The organism is Streptomyces sp. NPDC017943, from assembly GCF_044328425.1.
GTDB lineage: Bacteria > Actinomycetota > Actinomycetes > Streptomycetales > Streptomycetaceae > Streptomyces > Streptomyces djakartensis_A.
The window spans coordinates 734,183-755,745 of record NZ_JBIRHH010000003.1 but is presented as its reverse complement, the minus strand read 5'-3'; the positions used below and the strand labels follow the sequence as shown (position 1 = coordinate 755,745).

Genomic DNA, 21,563 nt, shown 5'->3' with positions numbered 1-21,563 from the left:
GCACGCGTCCTTTCGTCGCGCGCGACCTCGCGGGCTCGCGACCTCACGGGCGCGCGGGCTCCCGCATGCCGGCCGCCACCAGGTGCCCGTCGCCCATCGCCCGTCGCCCGTCAGCCGTCGGCCGTCGGCCGTCGCCGTAGGCGGTAGGCGGTCAGCGGTCAGCCGGGCGCCAGGCCGTGCCCAGGACGCAGTACGACGTGGGCAGCACCGGACCCTGCTCCGGCATCAGAAGCTGTCGGTAGGGGCCCAGTTCGAAGCCGGCCTCCCGCAGCGCCCGCACCGGCTCCCGCGCCACGTGGCAGCCGCCGCTGACCAGCGGCCACACCGTCCGGTCCAGGGCGTGCTGCGCGCAGACCATCGCCCGGCCGCCACCGCGGCCGTGCTCGAGGAACCGCAGCTCACCGCCCGGCCGCAGCACCCGCCGCAGCTCCCCGAGCGCCCGGGGCACGTCGCGCACGCTGCACAGCACCAGCGACACCACGGCCGCGTCGAACCCCTCGCTCTTGACCGGCAGGGCCTCCGCCGCCCCCGGCACCACGTCCACCGGCACCTCGGCACGCAGCGCCGCCTCCACGGCCAGCCGCCGCAGCCGTCGCTCCGGCTCGACGGCCACCACCTCCGCGACCGTGCCCGGGTAGTGCGCGAAATTCAGGCCGTTGCCCGCGCCGATCTCGATCACCCGCCCGGACAGTCCGCCGAGCAGCCGCTCGCGGACCCGGCCCATGCCCAGGCTGGTCTCCGCGCGGACACTGACCCGGGCGTAGCACCGGGCGAACAGCGGGTGGTGCACGACGTCCCGCGGCACCCGGCCGGACCGGAGCGGCATGGGGGACCTCCCTCGTGGAGCGGGCCTCACCCGAATTCTCCCCCGGACGGACTGGGCGCACCCCTCTTCGTGGCGGCCGGGGGAGCCGCCCGCTCAGGCGAGTTCTGCCGCCACCAACTCGGCCGCCCGGGCCACCAGCGGATTGTCCGCAGGGGCGTCCTCCTCGGGCTGGGTGGTGAGGACCGACAGGACGATCGGCGATCCGTCCGGCGGCCACACGACGCCCACGTCGTTGTTGCCGCCGTAGCGCCCGCCGCCGGTCTTGTCGGCGATCAGCCAGTCGGCGGGCAGCGCCTTGCGGAACTTCTCGCCGCTGGTGGTGTTGCGCAGCATCCAGTCCGTCAGCCGCGCCCGGTCGCACGGGTCGAGCGCGTCCCCGAGCACCAGACGCGCGTAGGTGAGGCCGATGGCTCGCGGGGAGGTCGTGTCGGTCTCGCGCCAGGGCTCGGCCGAGTTGAGTTCGGGCTCCCAGCGGTCCAGCCGCGTGACGCGGTCACCGACCGACCGGGCGAAACGCGTCACGGCTGCCGGTCCTCCCAGCTCCTTCAGCAGCAGGTTGCCTGCCGTGTTGTCGCTGAACCGGAGGGTGGCGTCGCACAGTTCGCCGACGGTCATCCCGGTGGCGACGTGCTGCTCGGTGATCGGGGAGTAGCCGGACCGCGTGACGTAGTCCTGGGTGTAGTGGATGCGCCGGGCCAGGAACGTGCCGTCGCGGTCGAGGTCGCGCAGGACGGCCGCCGCGGCCAGCGTCTTGAACAGCGAGGCCATCGGGAAGCGTTCGTCGGCCCGGTGCACGACCGTGCGGCCCGTGCGCAGGTTCCGGCCGTACACCCCCAGTCGGGCGGTGTGCTCCCGCTCCAACTGCCTCAGCCGCGCGGTGACGCCGCCGGAGCCGGTCGCGGCGCGGGCCGTTCCCCCGCCCAGCGCGAGGGCGGCGGCCGCACCCAGGGTGAGGGCGGTACGCCGGGACGGGAGCAGAGGTGTGGTGCGCACGGTGGTCACGGTGGTCCTTTCGGAGGAGCGAAAGAGCGCAGGAGCGGTGGGTGGGAGGAGCGGAGGGTGGGAGGTGCGGAGGTGATCGCCTGTGTGGTTCACCACGCGATCACGCCCGTGCGCGGTTTCACCGCCATGCCCACGCGACGCTCGCGCCCCCCGGTGGCCGCTTGCCGTCCCGGCCACCGGATCGCTCACACCTCCCGGGGAGCCTCCCGTGTGTGGAACGCCTCCGCGTCCCAGGTGCCGTCCAGACGCGGCGCCAGCCATCCCGGCGCCGACGACCGGAACTCGGCGGGGGACAGGCTCCCCGACCCGGCCGGGACCGCACCGAGCAGGGGCGCCCCGGCCACGTCCGGAAGGTCCGCGAGATTGCAGCGCGCGGCGAGGTCCGGCTCGGCGGGCCAGCTCCCGATCACCATTCCCGCCAGGTCCAGGCGGCGCCGCCGCAGCTCACGCGCCGTCAGCTCCGTGGTGTTGAGGGTGCCCAGGCCCGCCTGCACCACGACCAGCACCGGCGCCGACAGCAGCCCGGCCGCGTCCGCCAGCGTGCCGCCGGCCGCGTCGAACCGGACCAGCAGCCCGCCTGCGCCCTCCACCAGCACCAGGTCGTGCTCGGTGGCCAGCTTGGCGGCCGCCTCCGCGACCTCGTGCGGCCGCACCGGAGCCCGGCCGGCCCGGCGTGCGGCGGTGGCGGGGGCCAACGGCTCGGGGTAGCGAGCCAGTTCGGCCGTCGTCACCGGACCCGCCAGCCGGGCCACCTCCGCCGCGTCCCCGGGCTCGTCCGGCAGCACGCCGGTCTGCGCGGCCTTCAGCACGGCCACCGTACGTCCGGCCGCCAGCGCCGCCGCGGCGACGGCGGCTGTCACGACGGTCTTGCCGACCTCCGTGCCCGTACCCGTGATCATCAGTACCGGCATGTCATCCCTCCCGCGCCGCCGCGCACACCGCCCGCGCGATCCGCGCCAGGTCCGCGTCGCCCGTGACGTACGGCGGCATCGTGTAGATCAGATCGCGGAACGGCCGCAGCCACACACCCTCGCGCACGGCCGCCGCCGTGGCCGCCCGCATGTCCACGGCGTGGTCCAGCTGGACCACGCCGATGGCGCCCAGGACCCGTACGTCCGCGACGCCCGGGAACTCGGCGGCCGCGGCGAGCCCGTCGCGCAGTCCCGACTCGATCCGCTTGACCTCCGCGAGCCAGTCCTGCCCGAGCAGCAGCTCGATCGAGGCGCAGGCCACCGAGGCGGCGAGCGGGTTGCCCATGAAGGTCGGGCCGTGCGCGAGCACCGGCACCTCGCCGCGCGAGATGCCGTCGGCCACCCGCCCGGTGCACAGCGTCGCCGCCATCGTCAGATAGCCGCCGGTCAGCGCCTTGCCCACACACATCACATCGGGCGTGACCGCCGCGTGCCCCGCCGCGAACAGCGCGCCGGTACGGCCGAATCCGGTCGCGATCTCGTCGAACACCAGCAGCACGTCGTGCGCGTCGCACGCCTCGCGCAGCACCCGCAGATAGGCGGGGGAGTGGAACCGCATGCCGCCCGCGCCCTGCACCACCGGCTCGACGATCACCGCGGCCAGCTCGTCGGCGTGCTCGGCGATCAGCGAGCGCAGGTGCTCGGCGTAGGTCTCCTCGAACTCCGCCGGAGGCGGGTCGGCGAACACCTGGCGCGGGAGCACCCCGGCCCACAGCTCGTGCATCCCGCCCTCGGGGTCGCACACCGACATCGGCTGCCAGGTGTCCCCGTGGTAGCCGCCGCGCCAGGTCAGCAGCCGCCGCTTGCCGGGGCGGCCCAAGGAACGCCAGTACTGGAGGCACATCTTGACCGCCACCTCGACCGACACCGACCCGGAGTCGGCGAGGAAGACGTGCTCCAGCCCCTCCGGCGACATGTCGACAAGGTGCTTCGCCAGGCGGACGGCGGGCTCGTGGGTCAGCCCGCCGAACATCACGTGGCTCATCCGCCCGAGCTGCTCGCGGGCGGCCTCGTTCAGCACCGGGTGGTTGTACCCGTGGATCGCCGACCACCAGGAGGACATCCCGTCGACCAGCTCGCCCGAGCCGTCGGCCAGCCGCAGCCGCACCCCGCTCGCGGACTCCACGGCGAGGGGCTCCTGCCGCCCCGGCATGGGGCCGTACGGGTGCCAGACGTGCCGCCGGTCGAGCTCCAGCAGCTCGGGGACCGTCAGCTCAGGCATTGGGTGCGAGATCCGTCCCGGCACCCCGGCGGCGCACGGCGACCAGGTCCGTACGGGGACCGGCGGGAGCGGGCTCCGAAGGAGGAGCGGGCGCGGTCCCGGAGGGGGACGCGGCCTCGGTGGTGGACGCGGGCTCGTTGGTGGACGCGGGCTCGGAGGCGGGCGCGGAACCGCACACGCCCGCTCCCTCGGCCCCACCGGAACCGCACGCGCCCACGCCCTCGGCCGCCTCGGTACCGCAGCCGCCGCCACCGCTGCCGCAGCCGCCGCCGGCCCGGTGCTCGGGCAGGGTGACCTGGTCGGTGCCCTCCACCTCGAACCCGGCGTCCGCGATCATCTCCAGGTCGGCCTTTCCGGCCTGGCCCTCACTGGTGAGGTAGTCGCCCAGGAAGATCGAGTTGGCCAGGTGCAGGGCGAGCGGCTGCATGGTGCGCAGATGCACCTCGCGCCCGCCCGCGATCCGGACCTCCACGTCGGGGCAGACGAACCGCGTCATCGCGAGGATCCGGAGACACCGCTGCGGGGTGAGGTTCCATTCCTTGGCGAGCGGGGTGCCCTCGAAGGGGATCAGAAAGTTGACCGGAACGGAGTCGGGGTCCAGTTCGCGCAGCGAGAAGACGACGTCGACCAGGTCCTCGTCCGTCTCGCCCATGCCGGCGATCAGCCCCGAGCAGGCGGACAGCCCCGCCGCGTGCGCCTTGTTCACCGTGTCGACGCGGTCGGCGTAGGTGTGCGTGCTGGTGATGTCCCCGTACGTCGCCTCGGACGTGTTGAGGTTGTGGTTGTAGGCGTCCGCTCCCGCCTCGCGCAGCCGCTCCGCCTGGCCGTCGGAGAGCAGCCCCAGGCAGGCGCACACCTCGACGCCCTCGTTGTTCTCCTTGATCGCCTTGATCGTGTCGGAGACCCGGTCCACGTCGCGGTCGGTCGGGCCCCGTCCGCTGGCCACCAGGCACACCCGCTTGGCGCCTCCGGCCACCCCGGCCGCCGCCGCGTCGGACGCCTGATCCGGCTTGAGCCAGCTGTACTTCAGGATCCCGGCCGTGGAGCCGAGCCGCTGCGAACAGTACGAGCAGTCCTCCGGGCACAGGCCCGACTTCAGGTTGACGAGATAGTTGAGTTTCACCCGTCGGCCGAACCAGTGCCGGCGCACCTTCCCGGCCGCGGCCACCACATCGAGGAGGTCGTCGTCGGACGTCCGAAGGACGGCCAGTGCCTCGTCACGGGTCGGCGTCTCGCGCCGAAGCCCCTTGTCCACCAGCGTGTTCAGCAGGTCCATGAGAGCCGATCCTGTCCTACGGACCCGCTTCGGGCCAAGGAGACTTCACACAAGCAATCGGCTTCGACGTGTGGGTATTGCCACACTGTGACCCGCTGGTCGTCCCGCTAGTGTCTGTGCACTGCCTACAAAACCCGCGGAGGACCACCCATGGCGTTCGGCTGGCTCGACGAGCAGGCGCAGCGGCGCCGCAGCGCCGGACTCGTCCGGACGCTGCGCCCCCGCCCGGCCGATTCGCCCCTCCTCGATCTCGCGAGCAACGACTACCTCGGACTGGCCCACCACCCCGAGGTGGCCGAGGGGGCGGCCCGGGCGGCCCGGGTCTGGGGCGGCGGCGCCACCGGCTCCCGGCTCGTCACCGGCACCACCGAACTGCACGCCGAGCTGGAAGGCGAACTGGCCGATTTCTGCGGCTACGAGGCGGCTCTGGTCTTCTCCTCGGGATACGCCGCGAACCTCGCCGCCGTCACCGCGCTGGCCCCGCACGGCTCGCTGATCGTCTCCGACGCCGGCAACCACGCCTCGCTCATCGACGGCTGCCGGCTGGCCCGCGGCGCGACCCAGGTCGCCGCGCACGCCGAACCGGAGGCGGTGCGCAAGGCACTGAGGACACACGACGGACCCGCGATCGCCGTCTCCGACACCGTCTTCTCGGTCGACGGCGACGCCGCCCCGCTCACGGAACTGGCCCGCGTCTGCCGCGAGCACGGCGCCGGACTCGTCGTCGACGACGCCCACGGCCTGGGCGTCCTGGGGGAGGGCGGCCGGGGTGCGCCCCACGCGGCGGGTCTCGCGGGCGCCGAGGACGTCGTCACGACGGTCACCCTCTCGAAGTCGCTCGGCAGCCAGGGCGGAGCCGTCCTGGGTCCCGCGCGGGTCGTCGACCATCTCGTCAACGCGGCGCGGACGTTCATCTTCGACACGGGCCTGGCCCCCGCCGCGGCCGGGGCGGCCCTGTCGGCGCTGCGGCTGCTGCGCCGCGAGCCCGAACGGGCCGCCCGGGCCCGGGCGGTGGCGGGTGACCTGCACGCACGCCTGAGCGCCGCGGGTCTGGAGGCGGTACGCCCCGACGCCGCGGTGGTCTCGGTGCGGGCGCCCTCGGCCGAGGACGCGGTGCGCTGGGCGGCCGAATGCCGCGCGGCGGGCCTGGCCGTGGGCTGTTTCCGTCCTCCTTCCGTGCCCGACGGCATCTCCCGGCTCAGGCTGACCGCTCGCGCGGACTTGACCGGTGAACAGATCGAACGCGCTGTACGAGTGATCGGCGAGACGCGACCATGAGTCGGCGTGACACGGCCGTGCGTCGGCACGATGACGGACTGATCGGACGGGAGACGGGCCTCTTCAGCGGCTGAGGCAGCTGACGCAGCGCCTGAAGCGGCTGATCAAAAGAGCTTCACAGACGGGCTTCACAGACGGTCCAGGCCGGCGGTGAACCCCGCCCAGCTCCGCGGTGAGAAGAACAGCGCGGGCCCGTCCGGGGTCTTGGAGTCGCGCACGGCGAGCAGTCCGGCCCACGGCGGAGCGTCCGGACGCGCGGTCTCGACGCAGTTGTTCGCGCCGGTGCTGTAGCTGCTGCGCAGCCACCGCACACCGTGCAGTGCGCGGCTCGAGGGGACATGACGAGGCAGTGCACGCATGGTGCCTCCTTATGCGCCGGTGGATGTCCCGGCGATGAAATCCAACGAATCCTCGGGCGAAAGGGCGTGGATCAAAAGGGAGTTGAAGGCCTCCGTGTAGGCCCGGAGGTCTTCTTTCCGTTCGAGGTAGAGGCTACTCGTCAAGTGGTCGAGAACAACCACGTCCAGATCAGAAGTGCTCGAAAATGACAAGATAACGAAAGGTCCGGTCACCCCGATGTGCGCACCGGCGGCGAACGGCAGAACCTGAAGCCGTACGTGGGGCAGCCGCGCCGCCTCCACCAGCCGCTCCCGTTGCCGGGCCATGACCCCCGGGCCGCCCACCTCCCGGCGCAGCACCGCCTCGTCCAGGACGGCGCTCAACTCCAGCGGCGGATCTGCGCGCAGCACGTCCTGCCGGGCGAGGCGCACCTCCACGAGGGTGTCGAGCCGGTCCTCCGGCACGTTCCCCACCGCCGCCCTGGTCACCGCACGGGCGTACTCGGGCGTCTGGAGCAGGCCGGGGACGACGGTGGTCTCCAGCGTGCGCATCGCGGTGGCCTGGGACTCCAGGCTGATGAAGTCGCGGTAGGTCGGGGGCAGCACACCGCGGTAGGCGTGCCACCAGTGGTGCCGCCCGCCGCCGTCGTCCGAACCCGCCAACACCGCCAGCAGCTCGCGCAGTTGGGAATCGGCCACGCCGTAGGCGTCGAGCAGTAACCGCACGTCGGCCGGTTTCACCCCGCTCGTGCCGGTCTCGATCCGGCTGACCTTGGACTGGTGCCAGCCCACCAGCCGGGCCGCCTCACCGCTGGTCAGCCCCGCCGACGTGCGCAGGGCACGCAGTTCGGCGCCGAGTTTCCGGCGGCGCACCGCGGGACCGTGCTGCATGTGCTTCTCCTTACTCCTTCCGGACCACCCATATACGGTCTCGCGTCGCAGAGTTCACCGCTTCGGGCGACAGATATATGCATATCTTGGTGGATCGCCGTCCTTCGGGGGTGTTCTGGTGGCACTCTGGCGACGGAAGCACCAGTCCGGGACCGTACTCGAACCATCCGCGTGGTGTCGGACCACGGTGCCGTGGGAAAGGGACGACGTCGCCATGGCAGACCATCTGGAAGCATCCGTCACTCTGCCGAGCGATCCCGCCTCGGTCCCCGCGGCGCGCGCCTACGTGGTGGGCACGCTGGCGGAGTGGGGCCTGCCGGCCGACACGGAGGTGTCCGACACCGTCCGGCTGATCATCTCCGAACTGGCCACCAATGCCGTCCAGCACACCTTCGGTCAGTCGCCCACGTTCACGGTGGACGTCGTGCTCGACCGTGACGAGCACCTGCGCATCGGCGTCACGGACAGCCATCCGCGCCTTCCCAGGCGCCTGCCCGCCGCGGTCCAGCAGGACAACGGGCGCGGCCTGGTCATCATCCGGTGGCTGACCGCGGAATGCGGCGGCAAGCTGCGCATCCGGCCGACCCGGGAGGGCGGCAAGACCATCACGATCGAACTGCCCTGGACCATCCCGGCCCAGCCGGTACCGTCCCGGGGCCCTCAGGAACCCTAGAACTCCGACGGACCTCCGCGGACGGCGCCCGATCACCCTTCGCTCGGCCCCCCGGGCGGCCCCCGGGACCCCGTCGCGCTCGGCGACGCCTTGCCGGGGCCTCCGTGCGCGCTCTGAGGGAGCCGGGCTGCCGAGGCGGCTGCGTCACCGCGCGCCGCTCGGGCGCGGGCACCGCCGCGGCGGCCCGGCCCGGCGCACCAGCCGCGGCAGCAGCCCTCAGGCCGGCGCAGACCACGAAGGTGGCCCCACCCGCCGCGATCCCGGCCTTGCGGCCCGTGGTCACGTCCACCACCAGCAGGGCCGAGGTGCTGAAGGCGAAAGCGCGAGGTGAAGGCCAGTGACGGCAGGAAGGCGAAAAGAATCTGCACGTCCGTCTGGGTGACCTCACGGGTAACCGTCCGAGCCGCCTTCACGCCCGCGGCGTGCGGCGGCGCGTCAGGACGCCGCCGCACGCCGGGCGGTCACTTCACGCGCCCGTACCAGACACTCTTGGTCCAGATCTTCTGCAGTCGCACCACGTCCCCGGTCTTGGGGGAGTGCCACAGCTTGTTCTTACCCGCGTAGATACCGACGTGGTACACGTTCTTGCCCGAGTGGAAGAAGACCAGGTCCCCGGCCTTACGGCTCTTGGCGGAGATGTGGCGCGTCTTGTTGTACTGCTGGGCGGCCGTGCGCGGCAGCTTCTTGCCCGCCTTCTTGAACGAGTACAGCGTCAGCCCGGAGCAGTCGAACCGGTGCGGACCGGTGGCCCCGTACTTGTACGGCGATCCCTTCTTCGAGGCCGCGATCTGGAGTGCCTTGGTCGCCGGGGTGGCTGCCGCGGCCTCGGACGAGAAGCCGGGCGCCACTATCGAGCCGCCGACGGCGGCGATGGTGAGAGCCGAGGCCGTACCGGCACGGGCCATGAGCGACGGGACACGATTGAGCGCAGTCATGCGCAACCCTTCGTCAGCCGCCTGTGAAGGATGACCTGTCGGATTCGGGCTGGCGAAGTTGCCCGGCCGCTGACGCGGCTTCACCCCAAGGGCTGCTCGGACCCGGTCATGGCGTGACCGTCCCGGCGACCCGTCGTGCTTGGGTCCTCCACTCCTGCCGATCCACTCCTGTCGACCGGTCATCCGGGCGGCGGCAGGACTCGGCGTCCGCCCGGATCGCCCCGCCGCTGTGGCGGGGGCTTGTCGTCAGTCAGGGATCTTGACTCATGGCTGTCCCGAAATCCCAACGGAACCGAGGATTTGTGTTGTTACTCACCACTCACCCGTTCGGGTGGACACGTCTGTGTTCGAGCCGCCGTCCACCCCACCGTGGACGGTCCGACCAGGGAGGGAATGTCCAATTCCGCCCTGCGGCCAGGCCCGTTGCGCAACTTCAGCCACCCGAAGTCCGGACGCGTGTCTACTCCGAACAGGGGTACGCCATTTGGTCGGTTTCGACTCGGAGTCGGACGTTCCGCCGGTCGGCGTGTTCCGGGTGGTGCACCCCCCTCAACTGGCGGACCGCGGCGGAAGGGTGACGCGGGCGGTGCGCGGCTCGCCGTCCCGAGCGCGTCGGGACGCGGTCCGGCGTGGCGGCACGCGATTCCGTCTTCCCCCGTTGGTGCATCAGGGTGAGCGCGACACGCCGAGTTGGCCCGTCCGAGGAGGTCGACGACGCCGAGGTAACGACCGATCAGCTCGGCCTTCCCCGAGCCGCGGGGGCCGGTTCCCGCCCGGCCCTCCCTCGCCCGCCCTCGCCCTCCCTCGACCGGGTCGGCTCCTCCACCCGCACCAAGGGATCACCGGCCGCCCGCTCACCGGCTCTGCCGCTCGCCCGCTCGGCCGGCCCGGCTGACGGAGCACCAGGAGCGCGCCGGGAGCACGGCGTGCCGGCACGCCGGGGTTGTGGGCCGCATCGGTACCTGCGGTCGCGGGCGGCCCTTCCCCGGCGAGGTTCGTCGCGCCCCCGCAAGAACCCCCGCAGGGCCCGGTGCCGGACTCCGCAGGAGCACGGCAGGACCGTGCACCCCCGTCCGCTACAGCGGGGATGCACGGTCGTCCGGGTGCCGTCGTCCGGCGACGGCCGTCGCCTGCGGTCAGCCGACCGTCGCGAGGTCGCGCCGGTCCTCGGCGGGGGCGCCGTCCTTCTTGCGGGCGCGCAGGGTGCTGCCGAGCAGGACGGCCCCCAGTCCCAGCGCCGCCCACCAGGCCAGGGTGAGCACCGGCCCGGTCGCCGCGGCGCCGTCGAAGTAGGACACCGAGCGCAGCAGCGACGTACCCGCGCCCGGCGGCAGCCACTGGCCGATCGCCCCGGCCGGCTCCGGGAGCATCTGCGGGGCCGAGGTGGCTCCGGAGAAGGGGTTGCCCAGCAGCATCACCAGGGCCGCCCCGAGTCCTGTGCCGGCGGGGCCGATCAGGGCGGCGAGACCCGCGACGGCCGCACCGACGGCCAGGGTGGACAGACCGAGCGCCGAGGCTTCCACCCACCAGTCGCCGGCGAGGGCGCCGAGCCAGCTGTCCGCGATCCCGGCGGCGACCGCACCCACCGCGGCGGACACCGCGAGCAGTGCCGTCACGGCGCGGACGCCGCGCAGCCCCAGCAAAGTGACCGCCGCGCCGGCCGCGATCCCGGCCAGGGCGAGCGGGAGCACGGCGGCGTTCAGCACCGCGCCGCGGGGATCGCTCGCCGGGGTGGGCACCACGTCGACCGTCCGCACGGGGGTGCCCTCGGCGGAGGACTGCCGGGCCACGGCCTGTTGCAGGAACTGGGCGACGGCCGGCCCGGCCGCGGAGGCCGTGAGCAGCTCGGGCCCCTGGGGCGTCACCACGATCGCGCCGTAGACGCTCCGGCCCTCGATGGCGTCGAGGGCGGCTGCCTCGTCGGCGTAGCGGTGGATCTCGAAAGCTCCCTCGTGCTGCTGGAGCTGCCGTTCGGCCTGGGCCGCCGCGGCGGGCGGTCCGGCGACGCCCAGCGGCAGGTCGCGGGGGGCCGTGCGGGAGGCCGGCCAGGCAAAGGCCCACAGGGCCAGGGCGGCGACGACGGGCACGAGGACGACGACCGCGATCAGCGGGCGGGCTCGGGAGGACATGAGGGTCTCCTGGAGGGAGAGGTCTGGACTAAAAAGAAGGATCGTTCGTTTTGCTGTCTCCACCGTCCTCCCGGGGTGCGTCCTTGTCAAGAATGAATATTCGTTTTACGTTGGGGGCCATGGCCCGCGTGTCCCAGGAACACCTCGACGCCCGCCGCCGCCAGATCCTCGACGGCGCCGCGCTCTGCTTCGCCCGCAACGGCTTCCACGCCACCTCCATGCAGGACGTGCTGAAGGAGGTCGATCTCTCGGCGGGTGCGGTGTACCGCTACTTCAGCGGCAAGGAGGAGCTGATCGGCGCGATCGTGACCGAGGTCCTCGGCTCGGTCCGGGACGCCTTCGAGGAGGCGGCCCGTCGGACCCCGCCCCCGCCGCCCGACGAACTCGTCGCCTCCGTGCTCGGCAGGACGCTCGGAGCCCGGGAGTCCCTCGTCGTGGACGGCAGGCCCGCCTTCCCCCGGCTCGTGATCCAGGTGTGGACGGAGACCCTGCGCAACGAGGAGCTGGCGGCCCTGCTCCGGGAGGGCTACGGCTCGGTCCGCGCGTCCTGGGGCAGGATCGTCCAGGCCTACCAGGAGGCCGGGATGATGCGGGCGGACGTCGAGCCGGACGACGTGGCCCGCACGATGATCGCCTCCGTGCTCGGCTTCATCGCCCAGCAGTCCCTGTTCGGCCCGGCCCCGGTGGAGATCCTGCGGGACGGACTGCGGGCGCTGATGAGCATGGAGGGCCGGTCCGCCGCCGCCGGCGGAGCGCCACGCGGTTAACGCACCCGAAACGCGGCCCCACTAGCCTGCCGCGCACGCCACCCGGCTCGTCGCCCCGTGGCGGCGGCCATCGGACCCCGCACGGTCCGGAGCGAGGACTGAGGTGGGACGTGCAGCTGACCCCGCACGAACAGGAGCGTCTGCTCATCCATGTGGCGGCCGACGTGGCGCGGAAGCGCCGGGACCGCGGCCTGCGACTCAATCACCCCGAGGCGGTCGCCCTGATCACGTCGCACCTCCTGGAGGGGGCCCGTGACGGGCGCACCGTCGCGGAGTTGATGTCCTCCGGCCGTCAACTGCTCACCAGGGACGACGTCATGGAAGGTATCGCGGAGATGATCCACGACGTCCAGGTCGAGGCCACCTTCCCGGACGGCACCAAGCTCGTCACCGTCCACGACCCGATCGTCTGACGGGGCGCCGCAGTGATTCCTGGAGAGATCCTGTTCGCCGACGGGCCGATCGTGTGCAATTCCGGCCGCGAGGTCACCCGGCTCACCGTCCTCAACGCCGCCGACCGCCCCGTCCAGGTCGGCTCCCACTACCACTTCGCGGAAGCCAACCCGGGCCTGGAGTTCGACCGCGTCGCGGCGCGCGGCAAGCGGCTGAACGTCGCCGCCGGGACGGCCGTGCGCTTCGAGCCCGGCATCCCCGTCGAGGTCGAACTCGTCCCGCTCGCCGGGGCCCGGATCGTGCCCGGCCTGCGCGGCCGGACGGGAGGTCCCCTCGATGCCTGAGCTCTCGCGTGCCGCCTACGCCGACCTGTTCGGCCCGACGACCGGTGACCGGATCCGCCTGGCGGACACCGACCTGCTGGTGGAGATCGAGGAGGACCACTGCGGCGGGCCCGGACGCGCCGGGGACGAGGCCGTGTTCGGCGGCGGGAAGGTCATCCGCGAGTCCATGGGCCAGGCCCGTGCCACCCGTGCGGAGGGCACGCCGGACACCGTCGTCACCGGCGCGGTGATCGTCGACCACTGGGGGATCGTCAAGGCCGACGTGGGCATCCGCGACGGCCGGATCACCGGCATCGGCAAGGCCGGCAACCCCGACACCATGGACGGGGTCCACCCCGACCTGGTCATCGGCCCGGAGACCGAGATCATCGCCGGCAACGGGCGCATCCTCACCGCCGGTGCCATCGACGCCCATGTCCACTTCATCTGCCCGCAGATCGCCGACGAGGCCCTCGCGTCGGGCATCACGACCCTCGTCGGTGGCGGCACCGGCCCGGCCGAGGGCTCCAAGGCCACCACCGTCACACCCGGCCCCTGGCACCTGGCGCGGATGCTGGAGGCGATGGAGGCCCACCCGCTCAACATCGGCCTGCTCGGCAAGGGCAACACCGTCTCCCACGAGGCGATGCTGTCGCAGATCCGGGGCGGCGCGCTCGGCCTGAAGCTCCACGAGGACTGGGGTTCCACCCCGGCCGTCATCGACGCCGCACTGACCGTCGCCGAGCGGACCGGCATCCAGGTCGCCATCCACACGGACACCCTCAACGAGGCCGGCTTCGTCGGCGACACGCTCGCCGCGATCGCCGGGCGCGGCATCCACGCCTACCACACCGAGGGCGCCGGGGGCGGCCACGCGCCGGACATCATGACCGTGGTGTCCGAGCCGCACGTGCTGCCCAGTTCCACCAACCCCACCCGGCCGTTCACGGTGAACACCGCCGAGGAACACCTCGACATGCTGATGGTGTGCCACCACCTCAACCCGGCCGTGCCGGAGGACCTGGCCTTCGCCGAGTCGCGCATCCGGCCGTCCACCATCGGGGCCGAGGACGTGCTGCACGACCTCGGTGCCATCTCGATCATCTCCTCGGACTCCCAGGCGATGGGACGCGTCGGGGAGGTCGTCCTGCGCACCTGGCAGACGGCCCATGCGATGAAGCTGCGCCGGGGTGCGCTGCCCGGGGACGGGCGGGCCGACAACCACCGCGTACGCCGTTACGTCGCCAAGTACACGATCAACCCCGCCCTCGCCCAGGGCCTGGCCCGCGAGATCGGCTCGGTGGAGACCGGCAAGCTGGCCGATCTGGTGCTGTGGGAACCGGCGTTCTTCGGAGTCAAGCCGCTGCTCGTGCTCAAGGGCGGGCAGATCGCGTATGCGCAGATGGGCGACGCGAACGCCTCCATCCCCACCCCGCAGCCGATCCTGCCGCGTCCGATGTTCGGGGCGATCGGCCGGGCGCCCGCCGCCAACTCCGTCAACTTCGTCGCCCCCCTCGCCCTCGACGACGGCCTGCCCGAACGGCTCGGCCTCGGGAAGCGTTTCGTGCCGATCGAGTCCACCCGCGGCGTCACCAAGGCCGACATGCGGGAGAACGACGCCCGGCCCGACGTGCGGATCGACCCCGACAGTTTCGCCGTGCACATCGACGGCCGACCGGTCGAGGCCGCGCCCGCGGCGGAACTGCCCATGGCCCAGCGCTACTTCCTCTTCTGACGGCCAGGGGTGATCCCATGTCGCGTGCGACGCTGCTGATCGTGGCCGACGGGCGGTTCCCCGCCGGCGGCCACGCCCACTCGGGCGGCGCCGAGGCGGCCGTCGGCGCCGGGCGCATCACCGGGGCGGCGAGCCTCGGGGAGTTCTGCCGGGGACGGCTGCACACGGCGGGCCTGACGGCGGCCGGGCTCGCCGCGGCCGCCGCGCTCGGGCTCGACGCGGTCGCGCTGGACCGTGCGGCGGACGCCCGTACGCCCTCACCCGCGCTGCGGACCGCCGCGCGGAAGCTGGGGCGGCAGTTGCTGCGGGCCGCGCGGACCACCTGGCCCTCCCGGGAACTCGACGCACTCGCACGGGAGTTCCCCAAGGGCGCGCATCAGCCGGTGGTGCTGGGCCTGGCCGCCCGGGCGGCCGGCCTCGGACCGGCCGACGCCGCGTACTGCGCCGCGTACGAGAGCGTGAGCGGACCCGCGGCGGCGACCGTGCGCCTGCTGAGCCTGGACCCCTTCGACGCGACGGGCGTCCTGGCCCGGCTCGCGCCGGAGATGGACCTCGTCGCCGGCCGGGCGGTGGAGGCGGCGCGTCGAGCCGTCGAGGACGGGACCGACGCACTGCCCGCGGGGTCGGCGCCACTGCTGGAGACGGGGGCACAAGCGCACGCGGCGTGGGGAACACGGCTGTTCGCCTCCTAGCCTCCCCGGCACCCCGGCACCCCGGCACCCCGGCACCCCGTCAATCCGCCGACTCGCCGACCCGATCGCACCTCCGGACCACCCGCCCCACCGAACCACCCGCACCCGTCGGGCCACCCGCACCGAACGGGCCACACGGCAGGAGCCGCACCATGCACCTCGACCACACCCACGACGGCCCGGCCGCTGTCGGCGCCGACGCCCTGCGTCCCGACGGCCGCCGCCGTGCCCTGCGCATCGGGCTCGGTGGGCCCGTCGGATCGGGCAAGACCGCCACCGTGGCCGCACTGTGCCGGGCGTTGCGCGACGAACTGTCCCTGGCCGTCGTCACCAACGACATCTACACCCGCGAGGACGCCGAGTTCCTGCTGCGGGAGGCCGTGCTGCCACCCGAGCGGATCACCGCGGTGGAGACGGGTGCCTGCCCGCACACCGCGATCCGGGACGACATCTCCGCGAACCTGGAGGCCGTGGAGGACCTGGAGGACGAGGCCGGCCCGCTGGACCTGGTGCTCGTCGAGTCCGGCGGGGACAACCTCACGGCGACCTTCTCCAAGGGGCTCGTCGACGCGCAGATCTTCGTCATCGACGTGGCCGGGGGTGACGACATCCCGCGCAAGGGAGGACCGGGCGTCACCACCGCCGACCTGCTCGTCGTCAACAAGACCGACCTCGCCCCGCACGTGGGATCCGATCTGGCCCGGATGGCTGCCGACGCCAAGGCGCAGCGGGGCGAACTCCCCGTCGTCCTCCAGTCGTTGCGCAGTGAGGCCGGGGTGGCCGAAGTCGCCGCCTGGGTGCGGGACCGGCTCGCCGCGTGGACGGCGTGACCACGTACGGCACGGGGGTGCGGTCCGTCGCACGGATCGTCGCCCGCGACGACGGGCGGGGCGGGACCGCGCTGCCCGTCCTGGAGAGCGACGGCCCCCTGGCCCTGCGCCGCACCCGCTCGACCGGTTCCGAGGCCCGGGTCGTGCTGGTGGGCGCCATGAGCGGGCCGCTGGGCGGGGACCACTTCACCGTGGAGGGCCACGTGGAGGAGGGCGCCCGGCTGACCGTGGAGTCGGCGGCCGCCACCCTCGTACTGCCCGGGCAGACCGGGGAGGAAGCCCGCTACGACGTCCGGCTGTCCGTCGCCGACCGGGGCGAACTGCACTGGCTGCCGCAGCAGTTGATCTCCGTGCGCGGCAGCGGCCTGCGCGTCACCACCCGGGCCGACCTGGCGCCCACCGCGAGACTCGTGCTGCGCGAGGAGCAGGTGCTGGGACGCGCGGGGGAGCAGCCCGGGCGGTTGTCGAGCCGGCTGACCGTGCGGGTCGCCGAACGCGTCGTGCTCGACCAGGAACTGGCCTGCGGACCCGGCGCGCCCGGCGGTTGGGACGGCCCGGCCGTACTCGCCGGCCATCGCGCGGTCGGCCAGCTCGTCGTCGTCCGCCCGGAGTTCGCCACGCGGCCGGTGACGGCACGGATGCTGGGGGAGACGGCCTGCCTCATGCCGCTCGCCGGCCCCGCCGCGCTGGTCAGCGCCCTGGCACCGGACGCGTTGCGCCTGCGGCGCGTGCTCGACGAGGCGTTGCTGCTCCTCTCCTAGACGGGCCACGTCCGTACAGCAGCACGACTTCTCCGTTTATCGGATTGGCAAAGAAGGGCGGCCGCCCCTGTTCCCGGACACCTCGCAACCGCGAGGATCCCCCGTACTGATCGCAACGATGTACGGGGAGGTCCCCCTTGAGGGGTATGAGACCGACAAGGCGTATGACGGCGCTCGGTTCGGCCGGTGCGCTCGTCACGGCCACGCTGATAGCCGGCGCCGTCGCGGCGCCCACGGCCAACGCCAGCGCGGGCAGTGGCCACGGCCAGGACCGTGAGGCGCGCGGAGCCGCCATCGCCGCCGCCCGGGCCGCGAAGACCGGCATCGACTGGCAGGACTGCCCCGCCGACTGGAACCTGGCCAAGCCGATCCAGTGCGGGTACGTCACCGTGCCGCTCGACTACGCCAAGCCGTACGGCAAGCAGATCAAGCTCGCCGTGGACCGCATCGGCAACACCGGCACGAAGGCCGAGCGGCAGGGTGCGCTCCTCTACAACCCCGGCGGCCCCGGCGGCTCCGGACTGCGCTTCCCGGCCCGCGTCACGTCCAAGAACCCGATCTGGGCCAACGCGGCCAAGGCGTACGACTTCGTGGGCTTCGACCCGCGCGGTGTCGGCCGGTCCACGCCCATCTCCTGTGTCGACCCGCAGGAGTTCGTCAAGGCGCCCAAGGCCGACCCGGTGCCCGACTCCGAGGCCGACAAGCGCGCCCAGCGCAAGCTGGCCCGCGAGTACGCCGAGGGCTGCCAGGAGCGCAGCGGCTGGATGCTGCCGCACATGACGACGCCGAACACCGCGCGCGACCTCGACGTCATCCGCGCCGCCCTCGGCGAGAAGAAGCTCAACTACCTGGGCGTCTCGTACGGCACCTACCTCGGCGCCGTCTACGGCACGCTCTTCCCGGGCCACGTGCGCCGCATGGTCGTCGACAGCGTCGTCAACCCCTCCCGCGAGAAGATCTGGTACCAGGCCAACCTGGACCAGGACGTCGCGTTCGAGGGCCGTTGGAAGGACTGGCAGGACTGGGTCGCCGAGAACGACGCGACCTACCACCTGGGCGACACCCGCGCCGAGGTCCAGCAGCAGTACCTGAAGCTGCGCGCCACCGCGAAGAAGAACCCGATCGGCGGGGTCGTGGGCCCGGCCGAGCTCATCTCCTTCTTCCAGAGCGCCCCCTACTACGACTCCTCCTGGGCACCGGTCGCCTCGGTCTTCAGCAAGTACGTCGCCGGAGACACCCAGGCGCTCGTCGACGCCGCCGCCCCCGACCTGTCGGACACGGTCGGCAACGCCTCCTCGGAGAACGGCAACGCCGTGTACACGGCCGTGGAGTGCGCCGACGCCAAGTGGCCCACCAGCTGGCAGAAGTGGAACCGCGACAACACGCGGCTCCACAAGGACCACCCGTTCATGACGTGGGCCAACGCCTGGATGAACCTGCCGTGCGCCACCTGGCCGGCCAAGCAGCAGACGCCGCTGAACGTCCGGACGGGCAAGGGCCTGCCCGGCGTGCTCATCGTCCAGTCCGAGCGTGACGCCGCCACCCCGTACGAGGGCGCCGTCGAACTGCACAAGCGGTTCAAGGGCTCGCGCCTGATCACGGAGAAGGACGCCGGCTCGCACGGCGTGACCGGGCTGACCAACCCGTGCATCAACACGCGGGTCGACGCCTACCTGCTCACCGGCAAGCTGGACGGCGCGGACGTGACGTGCGCGCCGCACGCCACGCCGAAGCCGTAGCGGACCGAACGACGTGGGGCGGCCGGACCTCCGGCCGCCCCACACCCATGCCGCGAGCGGCGCAGATCAGCTCTGGGGCGACCGCCGGAACCTGCGCTGCCGGGCGGCGGCCGCCTCGGCCTTCACGTCGGCCGCGTACCGGTCGACGTACTCCTGCTCGGACAGCGCCAGGATCGCGTACATGATCTCGTCGGTGATCGCCCTCAGCACCGCCTTCTCGTTCTCCATGCCCTCGTAGCGGGAGAAGTCCAGGGGCTCGCCGAAGCGGATCGCCACCGGGTGCAGGCGGGGGACGACCTTGCCGGGCGGCTGGGCCTCGAAGGTGCCGATCATCGCGCAGGGCACGACCGGCACGCCGGCCTTGAGCGCCATCACCGCGACCCCGACCTTGCCCTTGTAGAGCCGCCCGTCGTGCGAGCGGGTGCCCTCGGGGTAGATGCCGAGCAACTCGCCCTTGCCCAGGACGCCGAGACCCTCGCGGATCGCGGCCTGGCCCGCGTCCTTGCCGGAGCGGTCGACGGGGATCTGCCCGGCGCTGCGGAAGAAGAACGCCGTCAGGCGGCCCTTGACGCCCGGGCCGGTGAAGTACTCGGCCTTGGCGAGGAAGGTGATGCGCCGCTTCAGGATCGCGGGCATCAGGAAGTGGTCCGAGAACGACAGGTGGTTGCCGGCGACGATGGCCGCGCCCTCCGCCGGAACGTGCTCCAGCCCCTCGATCCTCGGCCGGAAGACCAGTCTCAGCAGCGGACCCAGCAGCACGTATTTCAGCAGGTAGTAGAACAAAGCGGCCGCCCTTCGACTCTCGCGGGGGACTCAGCCACCGCGTTCCAGCAGGTCAACCGGCATGTCGTGGGGTGCCAGTGTAGGTGCAGGCGCGGCCGCCGGACACCAGGTCCGACAGGTCCGCGCCGATCCTCCGCCGATCCCCCGGGTGAGGGGCGAACCGCCCCGTCCCGATCCCGCCGCTCGGCTGCGCGGCCGGTGCCGTGCGGGGGGAGCGCCGAGTAGTCTGCCGGACATGCGCATCTCTGTTTCCTCGGACATGGACGAGCCCGTGGCCCGGGCCCTCGTGGACGCGCTGCGCGAGCGGGGCCACGAGGTGCGGACGCACGGGGCGCTGCGCCCCGGCGACGATCCGCAATGGGCGGTGTGCTCCGAGGCCGCGGCCCGGGAGGTCGCCGAGGGGGCGGCGGACCAGGCCGTGGTGTGCTGCTGGACCGGCACGGGAGCCTCGATCGCCGCGAACAAGGTGCCCGGCGTGCGGGCCGCCCTGTGCACGGACGCCTACTCCGCCGACGGGGCCCGGCGCTGGAACGACGCCAACGTGCTCGCGCTGAGCCTGCGCCTGACGTCCGGGCCGCTGCTCGGCGAGATCCTGGACGCCTGGTTCGCCGGCGAGCCCAGCGCGGACCCGGAGGACCGCCAGAACGTGGACCGCGTACGGCTGCTCGACCACGGCAAGACCCGGCTGTAGTCACAGCCGCACGACGATGAGGGCGGTGTCGTCGGTGGCGCCGCCGGGCGGCAGCAGCTCCATCAGGACGGTGTCGGCCAGCAGTTCGGGGTCCAGGGCGCGGTGCCGGCGCAGGGCGTCGGCGAGGCGTTCCAGGCCGGTGTCGATGTCCTCGCGCCGGCGTTCGACGAGCCCGTCCGTGTACAGCACGAGCGTCGCGCCCGCCGTGAACACCGTCTCCGCCTGCGGCCGGGGGATCGGGTCGGGGCGTGCGTCGAGCGGTGTGTCCGTGGCCCGGTCCAGGAACTCCGTGCGGCCGTCGGGGTGGACCAGCACGGGCGGCGGATGACCGGCGCTGCTGTAGGTGATGGTCCGCCGGTCGAAGTCGATGAAGGTCGTCACCGCCGTCGCCGACTCGGCGCCGTCGACGACGTGCGCGTACCGCCCCAGCACGTCCAGGGCCTGCGCCGGCCCCTCCGCGACCCGGGACGCCGCGCTCAGCGCGCTGCGCAGCTGGCCCATCACCCCGGCGGCCCCCAGGCCGTGCCCGACGACGTCGCCGACGGACACCCCGGTACGGTGACCGCCGACCAGGTCCACCAGGTCGTACCAGTCGCCGCACACGTTGAGCGCCCCGACGGCGGGCCGGTAGCGGACGGCGGCCCGGTGGTCGTGCCGGGTCTGCGGCCCGGCGGGCAGCATGGCCTCCTGGAGGGCCAGCGCCACCTCCCGCTCCCGCGAGTGCGCCAGACGCAACCGCTCGTTGAGCTCCTGCAGTTCACGGGCGCGGGTGTAGAGCTCGGCCTCCAGCACCCGGGCGCGGCCGTCGCCGTGGCCGTCGGAGCGGCCCCGGGCCCGGATCAGCTCCGTGACCTCCTCGACGCGGTGCACGACGAGCACCACGCGTCCGTCGGGGCCCGGTACCGGCGTGTTCACCGGGCTCCAGTAGCGCTCCTGCCACTTCCCGGAGTGCGGCGGATCCTCCACGTCGTAGCGCTGGAGGGCCATGGCGTCCCGCTCGCCGGTCGCCAGGACGCGGTACAGCGACGCCTGGAGGTTGCGCATGCCCGTCGCCTGCGGATCGTGAGGGTTGTCGGGGAAGACGTCGAAGAGGTAGCGGCCGACCAGTTGCTCGCGGGTGCGGCCGGAGACCCGGACGAACTCCGCGTTGACGTCCGCGTACACGAGGTCGGGCGTCAGCAGGGCCACCATGCCGGGCAGGGACTGGAAGACCGCGGAGAAGTCGATCGCCGTTTCCGTCATGGCCGCCGCCTCACTGCTGCCGGAATCACCCCAGTTTCGCACGGCCTGGACCGTCCTCGCCCGGGC

22 protein-coding genes and 1 riboswitch are annotated in these 21,563 nt (G+C 72.9%); of the genes, 11 read left to right on the top strand and 11 right to left on the bottom strand.

Translation table 11 applies throughout. The features are described 5' to 3' along the window. Nucleotides 1-151: 151 nt before the first annotated feature. From ACH4C6_RS12885 to bioB, 5 genes are all read right to left on the bottom strand, one after another. Nucleotides 152-826: a class I SAM-dependent methyltransferase gene (locus tag ACH4C6_RS12885; protein ID WP_398108596.1), complete on the bottom strand. Its 675-nt coding sequence runs from the start codon at nucleotides 824-826 to the stop codon at nucleotides 152-154. A gap of 93 nt (nucleotides 827-919) precedes the next feature. Further along, the gene (bla, locus tag ACH4C6_RS12880; protein ID WP_398108725.1) at nucleotides 920-1,804 is read right to left on the bottom strand and encodes a class A beta-lactamase; all 885 of its coding nucleotides are present in this window, start codon (nucleotides 1,802-1,804) and stop codon (nucleotides 920-922) included. A gap of 209 nt (nucleotides 1,805-2,013) precedes the next feature. Beyond that, nucleotides 2,014-2,739 (bottom strand): dethiobiotin synthase, encoded by a 726-nt coding sequence (bioD, locus tag ACH4C6_RS12875; RefSeq protein ID WP_398108595.1) that lies wholly within the window; start codon nucleotides 2,737-2,739, stop codon nucleotides 2,014-2,016. Nucleotide 2,740: 1 nt separating this feature from the next. Further along, on the bottom strand, nucleotides 2,741-4,021 hold the full coding sequence (locus tag ACH4C6_RS12870; protein WP_398108594.1) for an adenosylmethionine--8-amino-7-oxononanoate transaminase: 1,281 nt from the start codon (nucleotides 4,019-4,021) through the stop codon (nucleotides 2,741-2,743). After that, the gene (gene bioB / locus ACH4C6_RS12865; protein WP_398108593.1) at nucleotides 4,014-5,297 is read right to left on the bottom strand and encodes a biotin synthase BioB; all 1,284 of its coding nucleotides are present in this window, start codon (nucleotides 5,295-5,297) and stop codon (nucleotides 4,014-4,016) included. The genes ACH4C6_RS12870 and bioB overlap by 8 nt, the downstream gene beginning before the upstream one ends. A gap of 150 nt (nucleotides 5,298-5,447) precedes the next feature. Here bioB and ACH4C6_RS12860 point away from each other — a divergent pair, with 150 nt between their 5' ends. Continuing rightward, nucleotides 5,448-6,575 (top strand): 8-amino-7-oxononanoate synthase, encoded by a 1,128-nt coding sequence (locus ACH4C6_RS12860; RefSeq protein ID WP_398108592.1) that lies wholly within the window; start codon nucleotides 5,448-5,450, stop codon nucleotides 6,573-6,575. Between the two features lie 128 nt (nucleotides 6,576-6,703). Here ACH4C6_RS12860 and ACH4C6_RS12855 read toward each other — a convergent pair whose 3' ends face one another. Both ACH4C6_RS12855 and ACH4C6_RS12850 read right to left on the bottom strand, forming a co-directional pair. Beyond that, nucleotides 6,704-6,934 (bottom strand): DUF397 domain-containing protein, encoded by a 231-nt coding sequence (locus tag ACH4C6_RS12855; protein ID WP_398108591.1) that lies wholly within the window; start codon nucleotides 6,932-6,934, stop codon nucleotides 6,704-6,706. Nucleotides 6,935-6,943: 9 nt separating this feature from the next. Next, nucleotides 6,944-7,804: a helix-turn-helix domain-containing protein gene (locus ACH4C6_RS12850; protein ID WP_398108590.1), complete on the bottom strand. Its 861-nt coding sequence runs from the start codon at nucleotides 7,802-7,804 to the stop codon at nucleotides 6,944-6,946. Nucleotides 7,805-8,018: 214 nt separating this feature from the next. On the opposite strand from ACH4C6_RS12850, the gene ACH4C6_RS12845 reads away from it, so the two are divergent. Continuing rightward, nucleotides 8,019-8,477, top strand: coding sequence for an ATP-binding protein (locus ACH4C6_RS12845; RefSeq protein ID WP_398108589.1), 459 nt, complete (start codon nucleotides 8,019-8,021; stop codon nucleotides 8,475-8,477). 461 nt (nucleotides 8,478-8,938) lie between these two features. On the opposite strand, the gene ACH4C6_RS12840 is transcribed toward ACH4C6_RS12845, so the two are convergent. Both ACH4C6_RS12840 and ACH4C6_RS12835 read right to left on the bottom strand, forming a co-directional pair. After that, nucleotides 8,939-9,412 (bottom strand): C40 family peptidase, encoded by a 474-nt coding sequence (locus tag ACH4C6_RS12840; protein WP_333929876.1) that lies wholly within the window; start codon nucleotides 9,410-9,412, stop codon nucleotides 8,939-8,941. Between the two features lie 3 nt (nucleotides 9,413-9,415). Further along, a riboswitch (cyclic di-AMP (ydaO/yuaA leader) is annotated at nucleotides 9,416-9,628 on the bottom strand. A gap of 920 nt (nucleotides 9,629-10,548) precedes the next feature. Beyond that, nucleotides 10,549-11,541, bottom strand: a complete 993-nt coding sequence (locus ACH4C6_RS12835; protein ID WP_398108588.1) for an ABC transporter permease — start codon at nucleotides 11,539-11,541, stop codon at nucleotides 10,549-10,551. Nucleotides 11,542-11,660: 119 nt separating this feature from the next. Between ACH4C6_RS12835 and ACH4C6_RS12830 the strand changes: the two genes are divergently transcribed. From ACH4C6_RS12830 to ACH4C6_RS12795, 8 genes are all read left to right on the top strand, one after another. Then, nucleotides 11,661-12,308, top strand: coding sequence for a TetR/AcrR family transcriptional regulator (locus ACH4C6_RS12830; protein ID WP_398108587.1), 648 nt, complete (start codon nucleotides 11,661-11,663; stop codon nucleotides 12,306-12,308). A 110-nt stretch (nucleotides 12,309-12,418) separates the two neighbouring features. Beyond that, entirely contained in the window at nucleotides 12,419-12,721 is a 303-nt protein-coding gene (locus ACH4C6_RS12825; protein WP_398108586.1) for an urease subunit gamma, read from the top strand. Nucleotides 12,722-12,733: 12 nt separating this feature from the next. After that, entirely contained in the window at nucleotides 12,734-13,045 is a 312-nt protein-coding gene (locus ACH4C6_RS12820) for an urease subunit beta (protein ID WP_398108585.1), read from the top strand. Beyond that, complete coding sequence (locus tag ACH4C6_RS12815; RefSeq protein WP_398108584.1) at nucleotides 13,038-14,759, top strand: urease subunit alpha; 1,722 nt, start codon at nucleotides 13,038-13,040, stop codon at nucleotides 14,757-14,759. The genes ACH4C6_RS12820 and ACH4C6_RS12815 overlap by 8 nt, the downstream gene beginning before the upstream one ends. 17 nt (nucleotides 14,760-14,776) lie before the next feature. Beyond that, a complete protein-coding gene (locus tag ACH4C6_RS12810) occupies nucleotides 14,777-15,451 on the top strand; it encodes an urease accessory protein UreF (protein ID WP_398108583.1) in 675 nt (224 codons plus the stop codon). Between the two features lie 152 nt (nucleotides 15,452-15,603). After that, nucleotides 15,604-16,281 (top strand): urease accessory protein UreG, encoded by a 678-nt coding sequence (ureG, locus tag ACH4C6_RS12805; RefSeq protein WP_398108582.1) that lies wholly within the window; start codon nucleotides 15,604-15,606, stop codon nucleotides 16,279-16,281. Continuing rightward, entirely contained in the window at nucleotides 16,269-17,042 is a 774-nt protein-coding gene (locus tag ACH4C6_RS12800; RefSeq protein ID WP_398108581.1) for an urease accessory protein UreD, read from the top strand. Before ureG ends, ACH4C6_RS12800 begins: the two co-directional genes overlap by 13 nt. Before the next feature lie 146 nt (nucleotides 17,043-17,188). Further along, complete coding sequence (locus ACH4C6_RS12795) at nucleotides 17,189-18,781, top strand: alpha/beta hydrolase (RefSeq protein WP_398108580.1); 1,593 nt, start codon at nucleotides 17,189-17,191, stop codon at nucleotides 18,779-18,781. A 66-nt stretch (nucleotides 18,782-18,847) separates the two neighbouring features. On the opposite strand, the gene ACH4C6_RS12790 is transcribed toward ACH4C6_RS12795, so the two are convergent. Next, nucleotides 18,848-19,564, bottom strand: a complete 717-nt coding sequence (locus ACH4C6_RS12790; RefSeq protein WP_398108579.1) for a lysophospholipid acyltransferase family protein — start codon at nucleotides 19,562-19,564, stop codon at nucleotides 18,848-18,850. Between the two features lie 235 nt (nucleotides 19,565-19,799). Between ACH4C6_RS12790 and ACH4C6_RS12785 the strand changes: the two genes are divergently transcribed. Beyond that, on the top strand, nucleotides 19,800-20,255 hold the full coding sequence (locus ACH4C6_RS12785) for an RpiB/LacA/LacB family sugar-phosphate isomerase (RefSeq protein ID WP_398108578.1): 456 nt from the start codon (nucleotides 19,800-19,802) through the stop codon (nucleotides 20,253-20,255). On the opposite strand, the gene ACH4C6_RS12780 is transcribed toward ACH4C6_RS12785, so the two are convergent. Next, nucleotides 20,256-21,497, bottom strand: coding sequence for a PP2C family protein-serine/threonine phosphatase (locus ACH4C6_RS12780; RefSeq protein ID WP_398108577.1), 1,242 nt, complete (start codon nucleotides 21,495-21,497; stop codon nucleotides 20,256-20,258). Nucleotides 21,498-21,563: the final 66 nt, after the last annotated feature.